22 protein-coding genes and 1 tRNA gene are annotated in these 22,571 nt (G+C 63.7%); 3 read left to right on the top strand and 20 right to left on the bottom strand.

Annotation, left to right across the window (positions count from 1 at the left end):
- Positions 1–13: 13 nt before the first annotated feature.
- The 7 genes from NMB96_RS11965 to prpB all read right to left on the bottom strand — a co-directional run bounded on the left by NMB96_RS11965 (position 14) and on the right by prpB (position 9,380).
- Positions 14–2,230: a TonB-dependent receptor gene (locus NMB96_RS11965; protein ID WP_043888991.1), complete on the bottom strand. Its 2,217-nt coding sequence runs from the start codon at positions 2,228–2,230 to the stop codon at positions 14–16.
- A 300-nt stretch (positions 2,231–2,530) separates the two neighbouring features.
- Positions 2,531–3,730, bottom strand: a complete 1,200-nt coding sequence (gene prpF, locus NMB96_RS11960; protein ID WP_023902919.1) for a 2-methylaconitate cis-trans isomerase PrpF — start codon at positions 3,728–3,730, stop codon at positions 2,531–2,533.
- Positions 3,731–3,821: 91 nt separating this feature from the next.
- Positions 3,822–4,139: a type II toxin-antitoxin system RelE/ParE family toxin gene (locus NMB96_RS11955; protein WP_023902918.1), complete on the bottom strand. Its 318-nt coding sequence runs from the start codon at positions 4,137–4,139 to the stop codon at positions 3,822–3,824.
- On the bottom strand, positions 4,136–4,378 hold the full coding sequence (locus NMB96_RS11950; RefSeq protein WP_043888990.1) for a type II toxin-antitoxin system ParD family antitoxin: 243 nt from the start codon (positions 4,376–4,378) through the stop codon (positions 4,136–4,138). Before NMB96_RS11950 ends, NMB96_RS11955 begins: the two co-directional genes overlap by 4 nt.
- 90 nt (positions 4,379–4,468) lie before the next feature.
- The gene (gene acnD / locus NMB96_RS11945; RefSeq protein WP_183086859.1) at positions 4,469–7,060 is read right to left on the bottom strand and encodes a Fe/S-dependent 2-methylisocitrate dehydratase AcnD; all 2,592 of its coding nucleotides are present in this window, start codon (positions 7,058–7,060) and stop codon (positions 4,469–4,471) included.
- A gap of 193 nt (positions 7,061–7,253) precedes the next feature.
- Positions 7,254–8,408 (bottom strand): bifunctional 2-methylcitrate synthase/citrate synthase, encoded by a 1,155-nt coding sequence (prpC, locus tag NMB96_RS11940; protein WP_255084932.1) that lies wholly within the window; start codon positions 8,406–8,408, stop codon positions 7,254–7,256.
- Positions 8,409–8,483: 75 nt separating this feature from the next.
- Positions 8,484–9,380 carry a methylisocitrate lyase gene (gene prpB, locus NMB96_RS11935; protein ID WP_043888989.1) on the bottom strand — a complete coding sequence of 299 codons (897 nt, stop codon included), beginning with the start codon at positions 9,378–9,380 and terminating at the stop codon, positions 8,484–8,486.
- 146 nt (positions 9,381–9,526) lie between these two features.
- Here prpB and prpR point away from each other — a divergent pair, with 146 nt between their 5' ends.
- The gene (prpR, locus tag NMB96_RS11930) at positions 9,527–11,128 is read left to right on the top strand and encodes a propionate catabolism operon regulatory protein PrpR (RefSeq protein ID WP_255084931.1); all 1,602 of its coding nucleotides are present in this window, start codon (positions 9,527–9,529) and stop codon (positions 11,126–11,128) included.
- Positions 11,129–11,368: 240 nt separating this feature from the next.
- Here the strand turns inward: prpR and NMB96_RS11925 are convergent, their stop codons facing one another.
- A complete protein-coding gene (locus NMB96_RS11925; RefSeq protein WP_255084930.1) occupies positions 11,369–11,695 on the bottom strand; it encodes a hypothetical protein in 327 nt (108 codons plus the stop codon).
- Between the two features lie 185 nt (positions 11,696–11,880).
- On the opposite strand from NMB96_RS11925, the gene NMB96_RS11920 reads away from it, so the two are divergent.
- Positions 11,881–12,132, top strand: a complete 252-nt coding sequence (locus tag NMB96_RS11920; protein WP_043888988.1) for a type II toxin-antitoxin system Phd/YefM family antitoxin — start codon at positions 11,881–11,883, stop codon at positions 12,130–12,132.
- Positions 12,129–12,386, top strand: a complete 258-nt coding sequence (locus NMB96_RS11915) for a Txe/YoeB family addiction module toxin (protein WP_023902910.1) — start codon at positions 12,129–12,131, stop codon at positions 12,384–12,386. The genes NMB96_RS11920 and NMB96_RS11915 overlap by 4 nt, the downstream gene beginning before the upstream one ends.
- 196 nt (positions 12,387–12,582) lie before the next feature.
- Here NMB96_RS11915 and NMB96_RS11910 read toward each other — a convergent pair.
- The 12 genes from NMB96_RS11910 to NMB96_RS11855 form a co-directional block, all read right to left on the bottom strand.
- Positions 12,583–12,657, bottom strand: a tRNA-Val gene (locus NMB96_RS11910).
- 244 nt (positions 12,658–12,901) lie between these two features.
- Entirely contained in the window at positions 12,902–13,255 is a 354-nt protein-coding gene (locus tag NMB96_RS11905) for a PilZ domain-containing protein (RefSeq protein WP_003483889.1), read from the bottom strand.
- Complete coding sequence (locus NMB96_RS11900) at positions 13,252–14,211, bottom strand: DNA polymerase III subunit delta' (protein ID WP_183086860.1); 960 nt, start codon at positions 14,209–14,211, stop codon at positions 13,252–13,254. Before NMB96_RS11900 ends, NMB96_RS11905 begins: the two co-directional genes overlap by 4 nt.
- The gene (gene mltG, locus NMB96_RS11895; RefSeq protein WP_023902908.1) at positions 14,208–15,266 is read right to left on the bottom strand and encodes an endolytic transglycosylase MltG; all 1,059 of its coding nucleotides are present in this window, start codon (positions 15,264–15,266) and stop codon (positions 14,208–14,210) included. The genes NMB96_RS11900 and mltG overlap by 4 nt, the downstream gene beginning before the upstream one ends.
- A 66-nt stretch (positions 15,267–15,332) precedes the next feature.
- Positions 15,333–16,688 carry an aminodeoxychorismate synthase component I gene (locus tag NMB96_RS11890; RefSeq protein ID WP_023902907.1) on the bottom strand — a complete coding sequence of 452 codons (1,356 nt, stop codon included), beginning with the start codon at positions 16,686–16,688 and terminating at the stop codon, positions 15,333–15,335.
- A gap of 170 nt (positions 16,689–16,858) precedes the next feature.
- Positions 16,859–18,094 (bottom strand): beta-ketoacyl-ACP synthase II, encoded by a 1,236-nt coding sequence (fabF, locus tag NMB96_RS11885; RefSeq protein WP_104550722.1) that lies wholly within the window; start codon positions 18,092–18,094, stop codon positions 16,859–16,861.
- A gap of 140 nt (positions 18,095–18,234) precedes the next feature.
- Positions 18,235–18,474, bottom strand: a complete 240-nt coding sequence (gene acpP / locus NMB96_RS11880) for an acyl carrier protein (protein WP_002814322.1) — start codon at positions 18,472–18,474, stop codon at positions 18,235–18,237.
- Positions 18,475–18,630: 156 nt separating this feature from the next.
- Positions 18,631–19,374 carry a 3-oxoacyl-ACP reductase FabG gene (gene fabG / locus NMB96_RS11875; RefSeq protein WP_255084929.1) on the bottom strand — a complete coding sequence of 248 codons (744 nt, stop codon included), beginning with the start codon at positions 19,372–19,374 and terminating at the stop codon, positions 18,631–18,633.
- Between the two features lie 87 nt (positions 19,375–19,461).
- Positions 19,462–20,406 carry an ACP S-malonyltransferase gene (gene fabD / locus NMB96_RS11870; protein ID WP_023902902.1) on the bottom strand — a complete coding sequence of 315 codons (945 nt, stop codon included), beginning with the start codon at positions 20,404–20,406 and terminating at the stop codon, positions 19,462–19,464.
- Positions 20,407–20,628: 222 nt separating this feature from the next.
- Entirely contained in the window at positions 20,629–21,606 is a 978-nt protein-coding gene (locus NMB96_RS11865) for a beta-ketoacyl-ACP synthase III (RefSeq protein ID WP_023902901.1), read from the bottom strand.
- A gap of 88 nt (positions 21,607–21,694) precedes the next feature.
- On the bottom strand, positions 21,695–21,889 hold the full coding sequence (gene rpmF, locus NMB96_RS11860) for a 50S ribosomal protein L32 (protein ID WP_003483870.1): 195 nt from the start codon (positions 21,887–21,889) through the stop codon (positions 21,695–21,697).
- Between the two features lie 97 nt (positions 21,890–21,986).
- On the bottom strand, positions 21,987–22,496 hold the full coding sequence (locus NMB96_RS11855) for a YceD family protein (protein ID WP_043888986.1): 510 nt from the start codon (positions 22,494–22,496) through the stop codon (positions 21,987–21,989).
- Positions 22,497–22,571: the final 75 nt, after the last annotated feature.

The following is a 22,571-nucleotide window of genomic DNA, read 5'->3' as shown; positions in this document are numbered from 1 at the left end:
ACCACAACGCCGATCAGAAATTGGCGCGGAACTGCGCACCAACGATGCGCGGATCGTTGATGAAGCCGGTGAGGTTGTTGAAGTCGATCGCACCGGTCACCCGGATCTGGTTGGTGCAGTTGCGGCAGAACACCGACAGCTCGTACGCACCCGCGCCCCAGTTGTAGCCGATCTTGGCGCCGCCTTCGACCAGCGGCTGGCCGGTGAATTCCTTGGAGTCGTACAGGAAGAAGTTCACTTCGCTGCGGTAGGACCAGTCGGTGTAGAAGAACAGCTCGCCGTCGTTGCCCATCGGGATGCCGTAACGCAGCGTGGCGTTGGCCATCCACTTGGACGCCTGTGGCAGATCATTACCGTCGATCAGCGCGTTGCCGGCCGCATTGAGCGGGTCGGTCACGGTGCATGTGCGGCACACGCCCACCGACAGGCTTGGGTCGTCGATGCGGGTCCAGTTGTAGGCGCCACCGGCGGTGACGCGCAGGTTCTGGGTGATCAGCGCTTCGAAGTCGAACTCGGCACCGCGCGCCTTGGTCTTGTCGGCGTTGAGCAGACGCACGTCGTTGGAGACGCCGCCCACTGCGGTGAGCTGCTGGTTCTTGACGCGGAAATCGTAGATATCGAAGCTCAGACGTGCGCGGTTGTCGAACAGATCCGACTTGATGCCAATCTCGAACGAATCCACCGTCTCCGGCTCGGCCACGGTCAGCGGCGCGGTGCCCGAGGGCACGCCGAAGCTGGCGCCACGGAAACCGCGTGCCGCACGTGCGTACACGTTGACGTCGTCGTTGATGGAGAACGTCGCCGCCAGATCGCCGGTGACCTTGGAGTTGTCGGTCTCGCCGCTGGACGGCTCGACCAGGGTGACGCGGTCCAGCGCCAGCACGTCGAAGGTCTTCTTGTCGTAGGTGTAGCGGATGCCGGCGCGCAGGTTCAAACGGTCGGTGGCCGCATAGTTCAACGAGCCGAACGCTGCCCACGAAGTGTTGCGCTGGCGGGTCAGCTGATAGCTGGCCAGATCACCGCCGCTGAAGGTGTTGTAGGTGTAGTTTTCGCCTTCCACATCGTCGTGGAAGTAGTACAGGCCGGCCTGCCAGTTGAGCGGACCTTCGTATTGCGATTCGGCACGCAGTTCCTGGCTGTACTGGTCCAGGCTCTTGATGCCGCCGGCGGTTTCCACCGGGAACGGAATCACGCCCGGGCCGGACGGCGGTGCGAACACCGCGCCGAAGCCACCGTCGATATCGCCGCGGCTGTAGTACTTGCCGATGCCTTCGTAGGCGGTGATCGAGTGCAGTGCGATATCGCCCAGATCCCAGGTCAGATTGGCGCTGCCGCCGTAGGTCTGCAGTTCCTGGTTGTTGGCGCCGTCGATGAAGGATTTTTCTTCGTCGAAGCCGTCCACCAACTGGTTGGTGCCGGGCTGGATGATATTGGCGCGGAACAGGCGCGCGGTGCCGTCCAGGTGACGCGCATGCGCGTTGAACAGCGCGCTGAAATCGTCGCTGGCCTGATACAGCAGCTGCAGGCGCACGGCCGAGTCGGTATAGCCTTCCAGATCGCGGCCGTCCCTGTTTTCCACCCAATCGTCGCGGCGCTGGCCCAAGGTGGACAGACGCGCTGCCCAATGCTCGCCCATCGCGATGCTCAGTCCGCTTTCCAGCGTCATGGTGCCGTAGGTGCCGTACGACAGGCTGGCGTAGCCGTCGTTGGCGCCGATGGTCGGCTTGACCGAGTTGAACTTGACCACGCCGGCCGGCGTATTGCGGCCGAACAGCGTGCCCTGCGGGCCGCGCAGCACTTCCAGGCCTTCCAGATCGAAGATCGGGAAGCCCTTCAGGAACGCGTTTTCCTGCACCACGTCGTCATAGATCAGCGACACCGGCTGCGAGGCGTAGGTGTTGAAGTCGGTGTTGCCGTAGCCGCGGATGTACACGCGCGGGAACACACGGCCGTTGGACGATTCGATATTGAGGCTGGGCGCCTTGCCGGCCAGCACGCGGATATCCGAGCCGCTGGTGGAGATGGCATCCAGAAATTCCGGACGCAGCACTGATGCCGACACCGGGACATCCTTGGAGTCTTCCGAACGGCGTTCGACCGTGACCTTGACCGCGTCCAGACGCACGACACCGTCGTCGCTGGGCGCCTGCTGGGCAGCGGCATGGAACGGAAGAAGGGAAACGACGGCGACGGCGAGCGCGCTGATCTTGAGCGACCGGCTGGCGGACATGGGAAAGACTCCGAATTCTGGTGGCGGAACGGCCTGATCTGCATGCCGCGTTGCAACAGAATTAACACGATTTACACAAATTTGGCAGAGCGCGTGCGAAAAAGTTTTCGGAATTCGAAAAGGTGTTCGAATTAATGCAACGCGGCCGTGCAATTTGTGCGTTGGGGCGTACTGGGTCTCAGGCCCGGTGCCTGGTGACGGGTCGCCTAGAAAGGAGGCTTAAGCCTGCTGTTCCAATCAAGGGGAGAGGCGTTGACATCGCCAGCGGTGGCGGCGGCATTCCATGACGCTCGGCGCCGATCACTGGGCCTGCACAACATCACCCGGCACCCGCACCCAACCTTCCATCAGCACCCGCGCACTGCGGCTCATCAGCGCCTTGGTCACCTGCCACTGGCCATCCACCGATTGCGCCTCGGCGCCAACGCGCAACGTGCCGGACGGATGCCCGAAGCGCACCGCCGAGCGCGTCGCGCCGCCCGCTGCAAGATTGACCAGGGTGCCGGGCACGGCGGCGGCGGTGCCGATCGCCACGGCGGCGGTGCCCATCATCGCGTGATGCAACTTGCCCATCGACATCGCACGCACCAGCAGATCGAGTTCGGCCGCGTGCACCGGCTTGCCACTGGACGCAACGTAATCGGCCGGCGGCGCAACGAACGCCACCTTCGGCGTGTGTTGCCGCGTGGCGGCATCTTCCACTTTCGCAATCAACCCCATCCGCACCGCGCCGTGCGCACGCAAGGTCTCGAACATCGTCAGCGCACGCGGGTCGCCATTGATCGCTTCTTGCAACTCGGTGCCGGTGTAACCCAAGTCGCGCGCGTTGACGAAGATGGTCGGGATGCCGGCATTGATCAGCGTTGCGGCGATCGTGCCCAGGCCCGGAATCTCCAACTGATCGATCAACTTGCCGGTGGGGAACATCGCCCCGCCCTCGCCTTCTGCAGCATCGGCCGGGTCGAGAAACTCCAGCTGCACTTCGGCCGCCGGAAAGGTCACTCCATCCAGTTCGAAGTCACCGGTTTCCTGCACCTGGCCATCGCTCATCGGCACATGCGCCACGATGGTCTTGCCGATATTGGCCTGCCAGATCCGCACCGTCGCCACACCATCGCGCGGCACTCGCGCGGGGTCGATCAGGCCATTGGCAATCGCAAACGGCCCCACCGCCGCCGACAGATTGCCGCAATTGCCGCTCCAGTCCACGAACGCACTGTCGATGGACACCTGCCCGAACAGATAGTCCACATCGTGCCCGGCGCGCGTGCTTGCAGAGACAATCACACTCTTGCTGGTACTGGAGGTCGCCCCGCCCATGCCATCGATCTGCTTGGCATACGGATCGGGGCTACCGATCACCCGCAACAACAACGCATCGCGCGCAGGACCAGGCTGCTGCGCGGCGGCAGGCAAATCCTGCAGGCGAAAGAACACGCCCTTGCTGGTACCGCCGCGCATATAGGTGGCGGGGATGCGGAGTTGGGGAAGGTGATTCATGGGTGGCCAATCTCAGTTGATCGTTATCGCAGCGAAGACATGCCGACTGCGGCATTGCCATAAGCTCTGCGCGCAACTCGCGTCGAACCACTCACGCGCCGTCGCTCATCCACGCAGGAATATCGCGCTGCATCTGCAGCACACGCCAGATGACAATGCCCGTGTCGCGTTCGATGTAGAACATCAAATACGGAAACCCGTTGAGCGGCCAGACGCGCAGGTCCTGTAATTTCAGCAGCACCGCATGTCGGCTGGAACCGGCACCAGGATGCTGCATCAACATTGTGACAGCCGATTCCAGCGCATCGGCAAACGCCAGTTCCAGCGCGAGCCCACCTTGTTCGCCATACCACGCCGCAGCTTCGTCGACGTCGCGTAGCGCCAACGGGCGCCAACGCACTGGCTTCACTTGCCGGCAGCGCGTGCCTGGGCGCGCTCACGCATGCTGTGGAAGAAATCAGGCTCCATCGCAACCGCCGGCCCGGAGTTGGCCCCATCGAGAAGCAATCCGCGCAGCTGTTCCACATCCCGTTGCTTGCGGATCAGTTCGCGCAGGTATTCGCTGCTGGAACCGTAGGCATGCTCCAGAACTTGCTGATCGACGAACTGCTTGAGCTCGTCAGGCAAAGAGATGTTCATCGTGGCCATACCACCTCCCGATGGCAAAGATTGCCAAAGTGTGCGCGTCTGGTCCGGCGGGTGCAAGCCGGGTCGTCACGTTCGTAAGCTTCGAGTAAGTTAAGCAGCAGAGGCTTCCAGAAAATCCTGCGCAAAGCGCTGCAGCACGCCACCGGCCTCGTAGATCGACACTTCTTCGGCAGTATTCAAACGACAGGTCACCGGCACCTGCAACTGCTCGCCGTTGCGCCGATGGATCGACAGCGTCAGCGTGGCGCCGGGCGTGCGTTCGCCCATCACGTCGAAGGTTTCGCTGCCGTCGATGCCCAGCGTCTTGCGGTCGTTGCCCGGTTTGAACTCCAGCGGTAACACGCCCATGCCGATCAGATTTGTGCGGTGAATCCGCTCGAAGCCTTCAGCTACGATCACCTCCACCCCGGCCAGCCGTACGCCCTTGGCCGCCCAGTCGCGCGAGGACCCTTGCCCGTAATCGGCACCGGCAATGATGATCAGCGGCTGCTTGCGCGTCATGTAGGTTTCGATCGCTTCCCACATGCGCAGCACCTGCCCTTCCGGTTCCAGGCGCGCCAGCGAGCCGGCGGTGATCTGTCCATCGACAACGGCCATTTCGTTGACCAGTTTGGGGTTGGCGAAGGTGGCGCGCTGCGCGGTGAGGTGGTCGCCGCGATGGGTGGCGTAGGAGTTGAAGTCTTCTTCCGGCACGCCCATCTGCGCAAGGTATTCGCCAGCGGCACTGCCGGCCTGGATCGCATTCGACGGCGACAGATGGTCGGTGGTGATGTTGTCGCCCAGCACCGCCAACGGGCGCATGCCATGCAATGTGCGCGCACCGGCCAGCGCGCCTTCCCAATACGGCGGGCGACGGATGTAGGTGCTGGTCGGCCGCCAGGCGTACAGCGGGCTCACCTGCATGCCCTGCCCAACGCTGCGCTTGAACATCGGGTCGTAGACGCTGCGGAAATGCTCCGGCTTGACGCTGCGCGCCACCACCGCATCGATCTCCGCATCGCTGGGCCACAGATCCTTGAGCGTCACCGCCACGCCATCGGCATCGATACCCAGCACATCTTTTTCGATATCGAAGCGCACCGTGCCGGCGATGGCATAGGCAATCACCAACGGCGGCGATGCGAGAAACGCCTGCTTGGCATACGGATGGATGCGCCCGTCGAAATTACGGTTGCCCGACAACACTGCTGTCGCATACAGATCGCGGTCGATGATCTCCTGCTGGATCACCGGATCCAGCGCGCCGCTCATGCCATTGCAGGTGGTGCACGCGAACGCGACGATGCCGAAGCCCAGTTGTTCCAGCTCGCTCAGCAAGCCGGCGTCTTCCAGATACAACTGCACCGCCTTGGAGCCTGGCGCCAGCGAACTTTTCACCCACGGTTTGCGCGTCAGTCCACGTGCATTTGCATTACGCGCCAGCAAACCGGCAGCGATGACGTTGCGTGGGTTGGAGGTGTTGGTGCATGAGGTGATCGCCGCGATGATCACTGCGCCATCGGGCATCTGGCCCGGCACGTCTTCCCACGCGCCGGCAATGCCGCGATCGGCCAGCTCTCTGGTCGCCACCCGCTTATGCGGATTGGACGGTCCGGCCATGTTGCGCACCACGCTGGCCAGATCGAACTGCAGCACGCGCTCGTACTGCGCGGTGACCAAGTCATCCGCCCACAAGCCGGTGTGGTGTGCGTAGGTTTCCACCAACGCAATCTGCGCGTCTTCGCGCCCGGTCAGACGCAAATAGTCCAGCGTTTGCTGGTCGATATAGAACATCGCCGCGGTGGCACCGAACTCCGGCGTCATGTTGGAAATGGTCGCGCGATCGCCAATGGTCAGCGCAGTGGCGCCGATGCCATAGAACTCCAGATACGCACCAACCACACGTTGCTGACGCAAAAACTCGGTCAACGCCAACACGATGTCGGTGGCGGTGATACCGGGCGCTGGCTTGCCCAGCAACTCCACACCAATGATGTCGGGCAAGCGCATCCACGACGCGCGCCCGAGCATCACGTTTTCCGCTTCCAATCCGCCAACACCGACTGCAATGACACCTAGCGCATCCACATGCGGGGTGTGGCTATCGGTGCCCACGCAGGTATCCGGAAACGCAACACCATCGAGCGTGTAGATCACCGGCGACATCTTCTCCAGATTGATCTGATGCATGATCCCGTTGCCGGGCGGAATCACTTCCATGTTTTCGAACGCGCGCTTGGTCCATTCGATGAAGTGGAAGCGATCGGCATTGCGCCGATCTTCCACACTGCGATTCTTGGCGAAGGCCTGCTTGTCGAAGCCGGCGTATTCCACCGCCAGCGAGTGATCGACGATCAACTGCACCGGCACCACTGGATTGACCTGCGCCGGATCGCCGCCCTGCTCGGCGATCGCATCGCGCAAGCCGGCCAGGTCGACCAATGCTGTCTGCCCCAGAATGTCGTGGCACACCACGCGCGCCGGAAACCACGGGAAATCCAGGTCGCGCTTGCGCTCGATCAGCTGGCGCAGGTACGCCTCCAGCATCTGTGGTTCTGCACGCCGCACCAGGTTTTCGGCGTGCACGCGCGCGGTGTAAGGCAGCATTGCGTAGGCGCCTGGTTGCAGCGCATCCACGGCGGCGCGTGCATCGAAGTAATCCAACGAGGTGCCCGGCAGGGGCTTGCGGTACTGGCTGTTCATGGCTGGCGATATCGAAGCGGGCGGGGGCATTTCGGGAGTCGGGAGTCGGGAGTCGGGAGTCGGGAGTCGGGAGTCGGATTAGAGTCTCAGACGCCTTTGGGGTTTTGCCATCTCTCATCGCGATTGCGAGAGCTCGATCGCCTTCATTGAACGACGGCGATCGAGGTGGACCACTCCAACGGCTGGCGCGTTCTCAGGGGCGCTGATCCAACGGTACAAACACCTGATCTTCCGGCCCGGTGTAATTGGCCGAGGGGCGAATGATCTTGCCGTCCACACGCTGTTCGATGATGTGCGCGCTCCACCCTGCAGTGCGCGCCAGCACGAACAATGGCGTAAACATCGCAGTCGGCACGCCCATCATGTGATAGCTCACCGCACTGAACCAATCCAGGTTCGGGAACATCTTCTTGATGTCCCACATCACCGTCTCCAGGCGCTCGGCAATGTCGTACATCTTGCGGCTTCCCTGCTCGTCGGACAGCTCCCGCGCCACCTCCTTGATCACCTTGTTGCGCGGATCGGACACGGTGTAGACCGGATGCCCGAAGCCGATCACCACTTCCTTGCGCTCCACACGTGCCTTGATGTCGGCCTCGGCTTCATCCGGGGTGTCGTAACGCTTCTGTATGTCGAACGCCACTTCGTTGGCGCCGCCGTGCTTGGGCCCGCGCAACGCACCGATGCCGCCGGCGGTGGCGCTGTACATATCGCTACCGGTACCGGCAATCACACGGCTCGCGAACGTGGACGCATTGAACTCATGCTCGGCGTACAGAATCAGGCTGGTGTGCATCGCACGCACCCACGTCTCCTTCGGCGCGAAACCATGCAGCAAGTGCAGGAAGTGCCCACCGATCGAATCATCGTCGGTTTCCACCTCGATGCGCCTGCCGTTGTGGCTGTAGTGATACCAGTAGAGCAACATCGAGCCCAGCGAAGCCATCAGCTTGTCGGCGATATCGCGCGCGCCAGGATGATTGTGGTCGTCTTTCTCCGGCTGCAGGCAACCCAGTACCGACACGCCGGTGCGCATCACGTCCATCGGATGGGCAGACGGCGGCAATTGTTCCAGAGCCGCTTTCACCGCAGCCGGCACGCCACGCAGCGAGCGCAGCTTGGCCTTATAACCGCGCAATTCGCCGTTGTTGGGCAATTTGCCATGCACCAGCAGATAGGCGATTTCCTCGAACTCGCTGGTGGTTGCCAGATCCAGAATGTCGTACCCGCGGTAATGCAGATCGTTGCCGCTGCGGCCCACCGTACACAACGCGGTGTTGCCGGCAGCAGTGCCGGACAAGGCAACGGATTTTTTCGGCTTGAAGCCGGGATTGACGGTGTCGTTCATGCGATGAGCTCCCAAACTATGTCGTGTTGCGGTGTCACGGATGAGGTGTCGAAACGTGCGCGCAGCAGAGCGCGATCATGCGCCTTTGCGCGCAAACAGTGCATCCAGACGCTGCTCGTAGTCGTGGTAGCCGATGCGTTCGTACAGCTCTTCGCGTGTCTGCATGCTTTCGAGCACGGCCTGCTGATGCCCGTCGCGACGAATCGCGGTATAGACCTCCTCGGCCGCCTTGTTTGCCGCACGGAATGCAGACAACGGAAACAGCTGGATTGCCACACCGGCCTGCGCAAGTTGGTCGCGGGTAAACAGCGGCGTCTTGCCGAATTCGGTGATGTTGGCCAGCACCGGCACGCGCACCGCATCGACGAAGCGCTTGTAGGTGTCCAGGTCGTACGCGGCCTCGGCGAAGATGCCGTCGGCACCGGCTTCCACGCAGGCGATGGCGCGTTCGATCGCCGCATCCACGCCTTCCATCTGGATCGCGTCGGTGCGCGCGATCAGGAAGAACGCCGCATCGGTCTTGGCATCGGCGGCCGCCTTGACCCGATCCACCATCTCGCCCTGGCTCACGATCTCCTTGCCCGGCCGATGCCCGCAACGCTTGGCGCCGACTTGGTCTTCGATATGGCAACCGCCCGCGCCCGCCTTGATCAGCGATTTGATGGTGCGCTCGATGTTGAACGCACTCGGCCCGAAGCCGGTGTCCACATCCACCAGCAGCGGCAGTTCGCAGACATCGGTGATGCGGCGCACGTCGATCAGCACGTCTTCCAGCGTGTTGATGCCCAGGTCAGGCAACCCTAACGAGCCGGCCGCCACACCGCCGCCCGACAGATAGATCGCCTGGTAGCCGGCGCGCTGGGCCAGCAACGCATGGTTGGCGTTGATCGCGCCGATCACCTGCAGCGGCGATTCGGCAGCCAGTGCGGCGCGGAAGCGCGTGCCGGCGGAAGCGGTGGGCGAAGACGTCATGGCGGTTCCTGGGTTGGAGATGTGGTGATAAGCGCAAGTGGCATGCCAACTGTAACCCTTTGATTTGACCGCCGAGACCACTTTAATTTGTTGCAAATCCGCAACGTGTGGAGCAGCATGAAACGTCATTGAAACGCGACTGCATGATGCGCACGCCCTCCATCCCCGAGCCTTCCGACGTCTCATCACCCGTGATCTGGACCGTCAGCGTCTCGCGTCTGACCGGCCTGCTAGCCGACGTCATCCCCGAGTTCGACCAGCGCGCGCGCATCGAGCAGATCAACCTCGGCTTTGCCGAGGCGGTGGAGGTCATCGGCCAGCGCCTGCGCCGCGAGCGCTGTGATGTGCTGGTCGCCGGCGGCTCCAACGCCGCCTATCTGCGCAGCCGGCTTGCGCTGCCGCTGGCGCCGATCCAGGCCACCGGGTTCGATCTGATGGAAGCGTTAGCGCGCGCACGACGTATCGCGCCGCGCATCGGCGTGGTCACCCATGCCACCGATGTGCCCTCGTTCCGCGCGTTTCAGCACAGCTTCGACCTCGACATAGAACACCGCCGCTTCGTTACCGCCGAAGACGCGCGCGACTGCATCGCCGACCTGCGTGCAAGCGGCATCCAGGTCATCGTTGGCACCGGCATGGCGATCGATTTCGCCGAACAGGCCGGCTTGCCCGGCGTGCTGCTGTATTCGGCAGATTCGGTGCGCCTGGCGCTCGAACACGCCATCGCCTTGGGCACCGCGCCCAATAACGATCGCCCTAGCGGTCGCACTGGCACACATCGCGCTCGCCGCACCGATGCATTGCTTGGCGAAGACGCGGCAATGGCGCACGTGCGCGCGTTGGTGCAGCTGTACGCACCACATGCCGGCACTGTGTTGATCAGCGGCGAGACAGGCACGGGCAAGGAACTGGTCGCGCGCCAATTGCACGCTGGCAGCCGTCGGCGCGGCCGCTTCGTTGCGATCAACTGCGGCGCCATCAGCGAATCGCTGCTGGAAGCAGAATTGTTCGGCTATAGCGACGGTGCATTCACCGGCGCCCGCCGCGGCGGCCATACCGGCCTAATCGAAGCCGCACAGGAAGGCACCTTGTTTCTCGACGAAATCGGCGAACTGCCGATGCCGCTGCAGACACGCTTATTGCGCGTACTGGAGGAGCGCGAAGTGCTACGTGTCGGCGCCACGCTGCCGGTCGCTGTCGACGTGCGGGTCGTCGCCGCCAGCCTGCAACCGCTGCAGACACTGGTCGAACAAGGACGCTTCCGCCGCGATCTGTTTTATCGGCTGGCAGCACTGCGCATCGCACTGCCGCCGCTGCGCAACCGACCCAACGAAATCGCCTTGTTGCTAACGCATTACTTCCAGCAACTCGGCAGTATCCCTTCGCCACTGATACCGACAGCATTGCAGCGGCTGCAACAGCACGCGTGGCCAGGCAACGTGCGCGAACTACGTAATCTGGTCGAACGCCTGTGTATCCATTGGAAGGCACAGCCACACGACCACCTGAGCCTGGATCAATTGGAAAGCTGGGCGCCAGAGCTATTCGACATACACCTTGGCGACAGCACAACGGCGCCCGGACACACCGATCTTGCAACCTCACGCATGCAACTCACTGCAACAGCAGTCAGTACAGCGCTCGAGCGAGCAAACGGCAATCGCGCCATCGCCGCTCAAGTACTCGGCGTCTCCCGTACCACCTTGTGGCGCTGGATGCAGGCGCACGCTTTGGCATCGCGTGCTTAGGGTGCAAACGCACACTTGGCTTTGGGTGTTTAAGACGCAGCTGCAGGCTCTGGTATCGCCTGCTTAGGACACAAGCACCGGGCTTGGCAGCGCGTCGTTGAGAACGCAAGAATCGCGGTCAGCAGTCAAAACAGCGACGCAATCCACACGAAATGGTCGCTGCTACGTTGGTGATGCGATCCCGCCGCACACGCAGCGCCGCCCACTCCAGCGCACGCCGATTGAACGAGCGCGTAGCGATCACTTGACCCGCGTGTACTCGGCATCGCCTGTGCTCAAGTGACCGGTCGCCTGATCAATCGCGTAATTGACGGTGCCATCCGCGCTGGACACCTGCAGCACACCCTTGTTCAAGATTGCCGGATGATTCTTTGTCTTGACGCCGCTGCCCAACACCTCCGGCGTGGTATCGCGAATGATGAAGCTCTCGCCATTGTGCTCGATGCTCAGCACGTTCTTCTGCGACTTCACGTTGACCCACTTGCCCACGTACTGCTCACCCACATCGCGGGCACAGCCGGCCAGCAACACCATCGCAACCAGAGCACTTCCAAGCAGCGTCTTCATCGCCACTCCTTTTTCAACGCGGGGGTGTTGCAGGATGGCGATTCATTCGCTGGCCCGCAAGAAGCAGGCACAACCGGAATAGCATGACGGTCAGGGACGTTGAACCAGTCCGGAGGCCAGCAGACTGGACAGTTGACTCTCCCAGACACATACGTACAATTTCCTGTACATATCCGGATCATCTCATGGACACCATCACTTACAGCGCCGCGCGTGCCTCTCTGGCCGACACCATGGACCGTGTCGTCAATGACCATGAGCCGGTGATCATCACGCGCAGCGGTGAGCGCGCCGTAGTCATGTTGTCGCTGGAAGACTACAAGGCCATGGAAGAGACCGCCTACCTGCTGCGCAGCCCGAAGAGCGCGCAACGGCTGCTGGAATCCATTGCCCAGCTTGAGGCCGGTCGCGGCAAGGAACGGGAACTGGCTGAGTGATTCTGCAGTTTGCGGACAATGCCTGGGAGGACTACCTCTACTGGCAACAGACCGACAAGAAGATGCTCAAACGCATCAACGAGTTGATCAAGGCCATTCAGCGCGATCCTTTCCAGGGCATCGGCAAACCCGAACCGTTGCGCCATGCGCTGGCGGGCTACTGGTCACGCCGCATCAACGACGAACACCGGATTGTCTATAAGGCCGAGAACGGCATCCTGCTGATTGCTCAGGCGCGCTACCACTACGCGTAATCCTTGCCCATCCACGCTGCCGGCGACACCCGCCAAACGCAGCGTTGGACAGCCACAACGATTCGACGACATCTGTCAGGCGGCACAAATACTCAACTGAACCAGATGCTCAAAACCTTGCAGGACAACAAAAAGCCGGCACTTGGCCGGCTCTTTTCTTCTCGCGCTGAAACCCTTGTCTGCGACTGGATTTCGATGGTGGGCGGTACAAGGTTCGAACTTGTGACCCTTGCCGTGTGAAGGCAATGCTCTACCGCTGAGCTAACCGCCCGGTGACGCGAGCCGCACATTATAGGGCAGCTGTGGCGATCGTCAACAGGTTCATCCAGGGCGCTGGCGCTGCGGTCGAAAACGCCCCGTTCCGGCGACTGAGTGCGGCGTTCCGGCTACCTGGCAGCGACATCGTGGCGGTCGATTCCGTGGTTCAAACGCCCGCTCCCTTCGATGACCCGCTTGAAGACGAGGGCGATCACGCACACGCGGCTGCGCCACGCCGTACTGCACCCGCACCAGCCTCACATCGTATGCGTCGGCTTATCCGAAGTCGTCAACCCCGCCAGCAGCGTCTCGATCTTGTTGCGCACCGCCTCGCCTTCCGGGCCGTCCGGGAACTGCACGCCGATGCCGGCAGCGCGGTTGCCCTGCGCGCCGGCAGGCGTGGTCCAGATGACCTTGCCGGCGACCGGCAGGCGCTCGCTGGAGTCCGGCAGCGTCAGCAGCAGGAACACTTCGTCGCCGAGCATGTAGCGCTTGGGCGTGGGCACGAAGATGCCGCCGCCTTTCACGAACGGCATGTAGGCGCTGTAGAGCGCCGGTTTGTCTTTCAGCGCCAGCGACAAAATGCCTTGGCGTGCATTCATTGCACTCATCGAGTTCCCCTAGAACTTACCGGACGCTCTCCCTCGCGCCAGGACAGCAACAATTCCGTCACCGCCAGATCGGCGCGGACGGTGGTGCGCAGCAGATCGCGCGTGCGATTGGCGGCGTCGAACCAGGTCGCCAGCTTGTGCAACCGCGATGGATCGGTCAAGCCGGCCGATGCCTGTGCCAGCGCCAGGTCGGCGGCGTGGCGCAGACGTTGGTCGGCCTGGCCGTCGTTGGTCCAGCGCTGCGCAACATCGACTGCGCTGGCGCGCCCGGCGGCGATCTGCTCCAGGTCCTGCGTCACCGTGCGACGTACCGCCAGGCCATCTTCGCGCAGCCATTGCGCGGCAAGCCCCGGATGGCCGCGTGCGGCCTCCAGCGCTTCCTGTGCAGCCCGCTCGCCAACGCCCTGCGACAGCAGCCAGGCCAGCGCCTCGTGTGCGGGCGGCAGCTTGAATTCCAGACGCTGGCAGCGGCTGCGGATGGTCGCCGGCAAGCGCGCGGGCTGCGCGCTGATCAGCCACAGGTAGCGGCCCGGCGACGGTTCCTCCAGTGTCTTGAGCAAGGCGTTGCAGGCAGCGCGATTGATCGCATCGGCCGGGTCGACGATCACCACCTGCGCGATGCCGTACTGCGGGGTCAGCGAGAGCTTCTGCGAAATCTCGCGCACCTGCTCGATCACGATCTCGGTGCGCAGCTTGTCGCCGGTGCGGTTGGGAATGAACGAGATCAGCTGCAGGTCCGGGTGGGTCCCGGCCGCGATCAGCTGCCGGCTGCGCTGCGCCAGCGCCGGGTCCGGCGAGCTGGCCAGCACGTGCTCTGCCAGTGCAAGCGCGACCGCGCGCTTGCCCAGGCCGTCCGGCCCGCAGATCAGCAGCCCGTGTCCGAGCCGTCCGGCATCCAGTGCGGCCAGGGTCTGGTCATAGGCGCGCTGTTGCCAGGGCGAAAATGCGGCGGTCATGGCGTTGGTTCCGGTTGCGGCAGGCGGCGGCGCTGCAGGTAACGCGCCACCGCCGCATTGTGCTCGGCCAGCGTGGCCGAGAACGCGTGTGCGCCGGTGCCGTCGCCAACCGCCACGAAGTACAGCGCCTCGCCAGGCGCCGGACGCACCGCCGCCAGCAAGGCCTCACGGCCCGGCATGGCGATCGGGGTCGGGGTCAGGCCGGTGCGGGTGTAGGTGTTGTATGGCGTGTCGGTGGTCAGATCGCGACGGCGGATATTGCCGTCGTAGCTGCTGCCGATGCCGTAGATCACGGTCGGGTCGGTCTGCAGCTTCATGCCCAGCTGCAGGCGGCGCAGGAACACCCCGGCAATCAGCGGTCGCTCGCTGCCCAGCGCGGTCTCCTTTTCGATGATGGAGGCCAGGATCAGCGCCTGCTCCGGCGAAGTCAGCGGCAAGTTGGGGGCGCGCTGCTCCCAGGCCTGCGCCAACGCCTTGTCCATGGCCTCGTGCGCGCGCTTGAGCACGTCCACATCGCTGTCGCTGCGCTGGTAGATATAGGTTTCCGGCAGGAAGCGGCCTTCCGGATGCTGATTGGCAAAGCCCAACCGCGCCATCACAGCCGCATCGTCCAGCGCGCCGATGGATTGCTGCAACGGCGTGGCGGTGGCCAGCGCCGCGCGTAGCTGGCGGAAATTCCAACCCTCCACGATCGTGAAGCGGTACTGGATCACCCGGCCCTGGCGCATGCGCTCGAGCAGCGCGCGCGGCGACAAGGCCGGCGCCAGCGCGTATTCGCCCACCTTGAGCTTGCCGGCCGCATTGACCTGGCGGGCGAGCAGCTGCCATTCCAGATCCGTGCCCTGCGCCACGCCGGCATCGCGCAACTTGCGCAACGTCACCTTGAGCGAATCGCCGGGCGCAATCACCACACTGGGCGCGCTCGCGCTCACCGGTGTATCGGCGAAGTGCAGGTAATGCCGCCACGCCACCACGGCCGCAATCGCCAGCAGCGCCGCGAGCAACAGTGCCGTGCCCAGCACGGCCAGACATCCACGTTTGCCAGTCACCGCCACACGTACCTCGTCATTGCCCCAGCGCCGCGCAGGATACCGCGCGCCGGTGATGTCCCGTTGAAGCGCTCATGTCTGGTCGAATGCACGCAGCAGGCCGCGCGCCTTGGCGCGGGTTTCGTCCAGCTCGCGCTGCGGATCCGAGTCCACCACGATCCCGGCCCCGGTGCGGAAATGCACCTGGCTCCCGGCCACTTCCGCGGTGCGGATCAGGATATTCAGATCCATGTCGCCATCGCGATTGAGCCAACCGAATGCGCCGGTGTAGGCGCCCCGTGCGGTGCATTCGAGCTCGGCGATGATCTGCATGCAGCGCACCTTCGGGCAGCCGGTAATGGTGCCGCCAGGGAACACCGCCGCAATCACCTCGCCGGGCGTGACCTCGGCGCGCAGACGGCCGCGCACATTGCTGACGATGTGGTGCACGTGCACGTAGCTTTCCACGCCCATCAGCTCATCCACCTCCACCGTTCCGGGCGCACAGATGCGGCCCAGGTCGTTGCGCTCCAGGTCGATCAGCATGACGTGCTCGGCGCGTTCCTTCGGGTGGCCGACCAGCTCGCGGATGCGCGCGGCATCGTCGTCACCGGCAAAGCGCGCGCGGGTGCCGGCGATCGGGCGCGTCTGCACCACATCGCCCTGCACCGACACCAGTCGCTCCGGCGAGGAACTCACCACCGCGCGTCCCGCCGCCACAAATAGGCCGGCAAACGGTGCGGGGTTGGCCGCGCGCAGACGCGCATGCAGCGCTGCCGGATCGACCGCAGCAGCGAATACCGCATGCCAGGCGCGCGAGATATTGGCCTGAAACACGTCGCCAGCGCACAGATAGGCGAGCACGCGCTCCACTGCATCGGTGAAGCGTTCGGGCGCGTCTTCTTCGACAGCCACCGGAGCGACCCAGTCCGGCAACGGTGGCAGCACGGCGCAGGCGGCGATGTCCTCAACGATGCGCGCCAGCAACTCTTCGCGCCCTGGCTCGGCCAGTGCGATGCAATGGCCGTCTACCCGATCGCGCAACACCGCGGCCGGCGCACGCAAGGCGAGCGCTGTCGGCAAGTGATCGTCGCGCGCAGGCAACTGCAGAATTGGCTCGACCTGCGCGGCCAGTTCGTAATCCAGCAACACCGCCCAGCCGCCACGAAACGGCCACGGGCTTGTCGCATCGTGCGGCACGCGCTCGGCCTGCCAGGCTGCATCCAGCGCAGCCAGAAAGCCGCCTTCCAGCACGCGTCCGTCGCCATCGCGCGTGTGCCCATCGGCGTCGAGCCGCAGGCTGGCGCCTTCTGCAAGCAGCAAGACATCCCAGCGACCGTGCTCGGTACCGAAGGCGGTGGATTCGAGCAAGGCCGGATAGCGCTGCGGCGCCAGCCGATGCAGCGCCAGCAGGTCGATGTCCGCATGCAAGGATCTGGTGAGCGTCATCGGCCTGGTTTGGCGTGGGGTGCTAGAGCGCGCCGCCCTGCTGCAACTGCAGAGGGCGAGCGACGATGGAATCGGGCTGTGAATCAGAAATCAGGCCGCGCGGACGCGTCGCGCGCGGCGGCTAAAACTATCTTGCGCGCCGTTCTCCGTAAAAAGAACGGCGCGCCAACTCAGATGCGCTTGAACACCAGCGTACCGTTGGTGCCGCCGAAGCCGAAGCCGTTGGACATCACCGCGTCCACCTGCACTTCGCGCGCCACGTTCGGCACGTAATCCAGGTCGCAGCCTTCGCTGGGCTCTTCCAGATTGATGGTCGGCGGGATGATGCCGGTGTGCAGCGCCATCACCGAGAAGATCGCTTCCACGCCGCCGGCCGCGCCGAGCAGATGACCGGTCATCGACTTGGTCGAACTGACCATGGTCTTGTAGGCGTGGTCGCCCAATGCGCGCTTCATCGCCAGCGTCTCGGCCAGATCGCCCAGCGGCGTGGAGGTGCCGTGCGCGTTGAGGTAACCGATCTGCTCGGGATTGAGTTTGGCATCGCGCATCGCCGCAACCATGCTGCGCGCCGCGCCTTCGCCATCTTCGCTGGGGGCGGTCATATGGAACGCATCGGAGCTGGCGCCGAAGCCGACCAATTCTGCGTAAATGCGCGCGCCACGCGCCTTGGCGTGTTCGTATTCTTCCAGTACCAGCACACCGGCGCCATCGCCGAGTACGAAGCCATCGCGCTGCTTGTCCCACGGACGCGAAGCGGCGGTCGGGTCGTCGTTGCGGGTGGACATCGCCTTCATTGCGCAGAAACCGCCCACCGAGCTCGGCGAGGACCCGCGCTCGGCGCCGCCGGCCAGCATCACATCGGCATCGCCGTACTGGATCATCCGCATCGCGGTGCCGATCGAATGGTTGGAGGTGGCGCAGGCGGAAACAGCCGAGAACGTCGGGCCCTTCAGGCCTTTGATCAGGCTCACCTGGCCCGGCAGCATGTTGATGATGGTGCTGGGCACATAGAACGGCGAAATCTTGCGCGCGCCGCCCTCATGGAATTTGATGGTCTGCTCTTCGATACCGAGCAGCCCGCCGATGCCGGAGCCGAGAATGGCGCCAACACGTTCGGCATTGCTTTCGTCGATCTCCAGCCCGGAATCGTCCAGCGCCATGAACGAGGCGCCGACGCCGTAGTGGATGAACGAATCCATCTTCTTGACGTCCTTGGCGGACACAAAAAGCGTGGGGTCGAAATTCTTGATCTCACCGGCGATCTTGGTGGTGAACTGCGAGGCATCGATCTGCGTGATCGGGCCAATGCCTGAGCGCCCGTGGATGATTCCATCCCAGCTGGTGGCCAGATCATTGCCCAGCGGCGACACCATGCCCATGCCGGTAACGACAACACGACGACTCATTGCAGATCTCCTCACCACGCAACAGACGGTGCTTGCGGTTTGCGATTAACGCTGAAAAACACAGGGCCGCATCAGCGGCCCCATGGAATGTCTGACGCAGCAGCGGCTTGACGCACGCCGCGGCGGCCAGGAACAACGCATCAGCTCTTGACGTGAGCCTTCACGTAGTCGATCGCCTGCTGGACCGAGGTGATCTTCTCAGCCTCTTCGTCCGGGATCTCGCACTCGAACTCTTCTTCCAGCGCCATCACCAGCTCGACGGTGTCCAGCGAGTCGGCACCCAGGTCATCGACGAACGATGCGCTGGTGGTGACTTCCTCTTCCTTGACGCCGAGTTGTTCGACGACGATTTTCTTGACGCGTTCTTCGATGGTGCTCATTTGGGATATCGCTCCGGATGGAGTAGTGGTGGTACGAAAAAAACGCCATCGCCGCTGCGATGGCCGCGTTGGATAGTGTAGTGGAAGCGACCGAGCGTTGCATTGCATCACAACTCCCGGCCGATCAGCCACTTAGCGCCTCCCGGCGCCGCACGCTCACGGCATGTACATGCCGCCGTTGACGTGCAGGGTCTCACCGGTGATGTAACGGGCACTCGGGCCGGCCAGGAATGCCACCGCGTTGGCGATGTCCTCCGGCTGTCCCAGGTGGCCAAGCGCGATCTGCTGCAGCAAGGCGGTCTTGGCCTCGTCCGGCAGCGCCTTGGTCATGTCGGTATCGATGAAGCCGGGCGCCACCACATTCACGGTGACCCCGCGCGAGCCGATTTCCTTGGCCAGCGACTTGGAGAACGCAATGATGCCGGCCTTGGCCGCGGCATAGTTGGTCTGCCCGGGATTGCCGGTCACTCCGACCACCGAAGCGATATTGACGATGCGGCCCTTGCGCGCCTTCATCATGCCGCGCATCACCGCCTTGGAGGTGCGGAACACGCTGGTCAGATTGGTGTCGATGATCGCCTGCCAGTCGTCTTCCTTCATTCGCATCAACAGATTATCGCGGGTGATCCCGGCATTGTTGACCAGAATCGAGATCGCCCCAAACTCCTTGCCGATCGCATCGATCAGGCCATCGACCGCAGTTGCGTCGGTGACATCGAGTTCGCGGCCGTGACCGCCGTGGTCAGCCAGACGCGCGCCGATCGCGGCAGCGCCGGACGCCGAAGTGGCAGTGCCGATGACGGTGGCGCCCTGGGCGGCCAGCGTGTCGGCAATGGCCGCGCCGATCCCGCGACTGGCGCCGGTGACCAGGGCGATCTCACCCTGCAGTGGCTTGCTCATGAATTCTTTTCCTCGAAGGGGGACGTCGCAACCGTGATTGCGAACGCTGAGGGAGGCCGGCATGACACCGGCGTATGCGTCGGAGGATCAGTGCGCCCACGCCTCAAGCGCGCCAGCGTAATCGGCAGGCGTGGCCAGAGGACGCGCATCCAGGCTCTTGTCGATGCGCTTGATCAGCCCGCTCAGCACCTTGCCCGGGCCGCATTCGGCGATCCGGGTGATGCCCTGCGCAGCCAGCGCCTGCACGCAGCCGGTCCACTGCACCGGCAGATACAGCTGCTCGGCCAGGGCCTGGCGAATCGCCTCGCTGCCGTCGTGCACGCGTGCATCCACGTTCTGCACCACCGGAATCTGCGGGGCATGCCAGCTCAGGCCGGCCATCGCCTCGCTGAGCTGGTTGGCCGCATCGCGCATCAACGGGGTGTGCGAAGGCACGCTCACCGCCAGCTTGACCGCCTTGCGTACGCCGCGCTCGGCCAGCAAGGCCAGCGCGCGATCCACTGCGGCCGCATCGCCACCGATGACGATCTGACCCGGCGAATTGAAGTTGGCCGGCACCACCACCTGGCTGCCCGCCGCCTCGGCACAGACCTCCAGCACCAGCGCATCTTCGGCACCCAGCACCGCCGCCATCGCGCCGACACCGGCCGGCGCGGCGGCCTGCATGAACTGGCCGCGCAGCCGTACCAGGTGCGCACCGTCGTGCAGCGACAAGGCACCGGCCGCGACCAATGCGGTGTATTCACCCAGGCTGTGGCCAGCCAGCACCGCGGGGCGTTGCCCGCGCTGCGCGTTCCACAACCGCCACACCGCCACGCCTGCGGCCAGCAGGGCCGGCTGGGTGTATTCGGTGCGGTTGAGCATCTCTTCCGGGCCGCCCTGCGACAGCGCCCACAGGTCGACGCCAGCGCCTTCAGAGGCTTCGGCGAAGGTTTCGCGAATCTGCGGATGCAGTTCGGACAGTTCGGCCAGCATGCCTAAGGACTGCGAGCCCTGGCCGGGAAACACGAAGGCGAGAGTGGATTCGGTCACGCGTTGCTGCCTACAAAAATCGAGCCGGGATAATACGTGCGAAATCGCCCTGGCGTCTGTACTGCCGCGTATGCAGGGGTGGCTGGCACCGGGCAAGGCGTCGCAAAAACGCGCACTGGCGCGCTCACGATCGGGCACACGGAAGCATCGGCAGCTTCGGCCCGCGGCAGTCAGACTGGATGTCGAAAGCACTGCCTGCGAGCGCGGCAGTGCCAGGGGAACTCAGTAGCGCAGCAGCGCCGAGCCCCAGGTAAATCCACCACCGAACGCTTCCAGCAGCAGCAGCTGCCCACGCTGCACGCGGCCGGAGCGAACCGCTTCGTCCAGCGCCAACGGCACAGAGGCCGAGGAGGTGTTGCCGTGGCGATCCACGGTGACCACCACTTGGTCCATCGGCAGCTCCAAGCGCTTGGCGGTGGCTTCGATGATGCGCATATTGGCCTGATGCGGGATCAGCCAATCCAGGTCGCCCTTGCCCAGGCCATTGGCCGCCAGCGTCTCGTCGACCACCGAGTCCAGTGCCTTGACCGCGTACTTGAAGACCTCGCTGCCCTTCATCAGCAACACGCCACCGCCGTTCTTGCCTTCGCCGAAACCGACCGACACGCCAACCGGATCCCACAACAGCTCTTTCTTGCTGCCATCGGCGTGCAGATGGGTGCTGAGGATGCCGGTTTCTTCGTCGGCCTTGAGCACCACCGCGCCAGCACCATCGCCGAACAGCACGCAGGTGGTGCGATCAGTCCAGTCGACGATACGGGTAAGCGTTTCTGCACCGACCACCAGCACGGTCTTGGCGTCGCCGCTGCGGATGAACTTGTCGCCGACGCTGAGCGCATAGACGAAACCCGAACAGGCCGCGTTGACGTCGAACGCGCCGCAACCGACATTGCCCAGCCGCGCCTGCAACAGGCAGGCAGTGGACGGGAAGATCAGGTCGGGAGTGGTGGTGCCGACCACGATCAGGTCGATTTCGTCGGCAGTGACGCCGGCCGCTTCCATCGCCTTCAGCGAGGCGAAATACGCCAGATCGCTGGTGGTCTGGTCGTCGGCGACGATATGACGCTCACGGATACCAGTACGCGAGAAGATCCATTCATCGCTGGTGTCGACGATCTTGGACATATCGTCGTTGGTCAACACCTTTTCGGGCAAATAGCTACCCGTGCCCGCGATTCTGGAATAGATCCGCTTGCTCATGCTGTTTCCTAGTGCAAGAGCCGCGGTGACCGGCGGCTCCGGAAGAATCGAGGGTCGCCCGGCCGCTGAGTGCGGCGGGCGCCACGGATCAATCTTCTTGGACGGCCGACGACTTGGTCGCGATCACCTTCTTGCCGCGGTAGTAACCGTCAGCGGTGATGTGGTGGCGCAGATGGATCTCGCCGCTGGTCGGATCGGTCGACAGCTGCTTGGCGGTCAGGGCATCGTGCGAACGACGCTGGCCGCGACGGGACGGGGTGACTCGGGATTTCTGCACAGCCATGGGATTGCTCCAACTTAAGTTCGATAACTTGTCTGTCGAGTCGAACAGGACGCTCTACGCCCGCGTCGACCTGTCTTTCCGCCCTTAACAGCGGCGGTTACTGTTTCTTCAACGCTGCCAGCGCCGCGAACGGACTGGCCTTGTCTTGCTCTTCCTGGGTCGGAACCCACTCGGCCTCGACGGCTTCGCTTCCCGGCGCCATTGGCACCACCGGTACCGACAACACCAGCTCGTCCTCGACCAGATCCACCGCCCGCAGCATGCCATCTTCAGGCACCAGCAGCGCTTCGTATTCGGCCGGCAATGCAGCTTCGTCGGCCTCGTCACGGATCAAACCAAGACGCTGTCTGATTTGCACCGGATACAGAAACCGTTGCAGGGTGCGCTGGCACGCCAGCGGCAGCTCGACATCGATACTGAGTTCGACATAAGCGACCTTCAACAGATTGTCCTGGTCGAATTCAAGCGAATAGACACATTCGCCCTCGTTATCGACAAGGCTTCCTTGCAGACGGGTCATCGCAGAGAGCGGGATGCGGCCATCGAAGCGCCTGCGCGCTGCGACCATCCGCCAAGCATCCAGCATTTCGGGTACGTTCGCGGACATAAGCCGCAGAATGTTAAAGACCCGCAGGTTCCGTGTCAAATGCGCCCATTCACACATGCCATGCGGCGCGGCGGC

Source organism: Xanthomonas hortorum (assembly GCF_024339125.1).
Lineage (GTDB): Bacteria > Pseudomonadota > Gammaproteobacteria > Xanthomonadales > Xanthomonadaceae > Xanthomonas > Xanthomonas hortorum.
This window is presented reverse-complemented; position numbering and strand designations above follow the sequence as displayed.

Coding starts and splice junctions, on each gene's coding strand:
- fabF (WP_104550722.1), bottom strand. CDS start 18,094: ATGAGTCGTCGTGTTGTCGTTACCGGCATGGGCATGGTGTCGCCGCTG.
- NMB96_RS11855 (WP_043888986.1), bottom strand. CDS start 22,496: ATGTCCGCGAACGTACCCGAAATGCTGGATGCTTGGCGGATGGTCGCA.
- NMB96_RS11950 (WP_043888990.1), bottom strand. CDS start 4,378: ATGGCCACGATGAACATCTCTTTGCCTGACGAGCTCAAGCAGTTCGTC.
- prpB (WP_043888989.1), bottom strand. CDS start 9,380: ATGACGTCTTCGCCCACCGCTTCCGCCGGCACGCGCTTCCGCGCCGCA.
- fabG (WP_255084929.1), bottom strand. CDS start 19,374: ATGAGCAAGCCACTGCAGGGTGAGATCGCCCTGGTCACCGGCGCCAGT.
- acpP (WP_002814322.1), bottom strand. CDS start 18,474: ATGAGCACCATCGAAGAACGCGTCAAGAAAATCGTCGTCGAACAACTC.
- prpR (WP_255084931.1), top strand. CDS start 9,527: ATGCGCACGCCCTCCATCCCCGAGCCTTCCGACGTCTCATCACCCGTG.
- prpC (WP_255084932.1), bottom strand. CDS start 8,408: ATGAACGACACCGTCAATCCCGGCTTCAAGCCGAAAAAATCCGTTGCC.
- NMB96_RS11890 (WP_023902907.1), bottom strand. CDS start 16,688: ATGACGCTCACCAGATCCTTGCATGCGGACATCGACCTGCTGGCGCTG.
- NMB96_RS11925 (WP_255084930.1), bottom strand. CDS start 11,695: ATGAAGACGCTGCTTGGAAGTGCTCTGGTTGCGATGGTGTTGCTGGCC.
- NMB96_RS11905 (WP_003483889.1), bottom strand. CDS start 13,255: ATGAGTGCAATGAATGCACGCCAAGGCATTTTGTCGCTGGCGCTGAAA.
- NMB96_RS11900 (WP_183086860.1), bottom strand. CDS start 14,211: ATGACCGCCGCATTTTCGCCCTGGCAACAGCGCGCCTATGACCAGACC.
- rpmF (WP_003483870.1), bottom strand. CDS start 21,889: ATGGCTGTGCAGAAATCCCGAGTCACCCCGTCCCGTCGCGGCCAGCGT.
- NMB96_RS11965 (WP_043888991.1), bottom strand. CDS start 2,230: ATGTCCGCCAGCCGGTCGCTCAAGATCAGCGCGCTCGCCGTCGCCGTC.
- prpF (WP_023902919.1), bottom strand. CDS start 3,730: ATGAATCACCTTCCCCAACTCCGCATCCCCGCCACCTATATGCGCGGC.
- NMB96_RS11865 (WP_023902901.1), bottom strand. CDS start 21,606: ATGAGCAAGCGGATCTATTCCAGAATCGCGGGCACGGGTAGCTATTTG.
- NMB96_RS11920 (WP_043888988.1), top strand. CDS start 11,881: ATGGACACCATCACTTACAGCGCCGCGCGTGCCTCTCTGGCCGACACC.
- acnD (WP_183086859.1), bottom strand. CDS start 7,060: ATGAACAGCCAGTACCGCAAGCCCCTGCCGGGCACCTCGTTGGATTAC.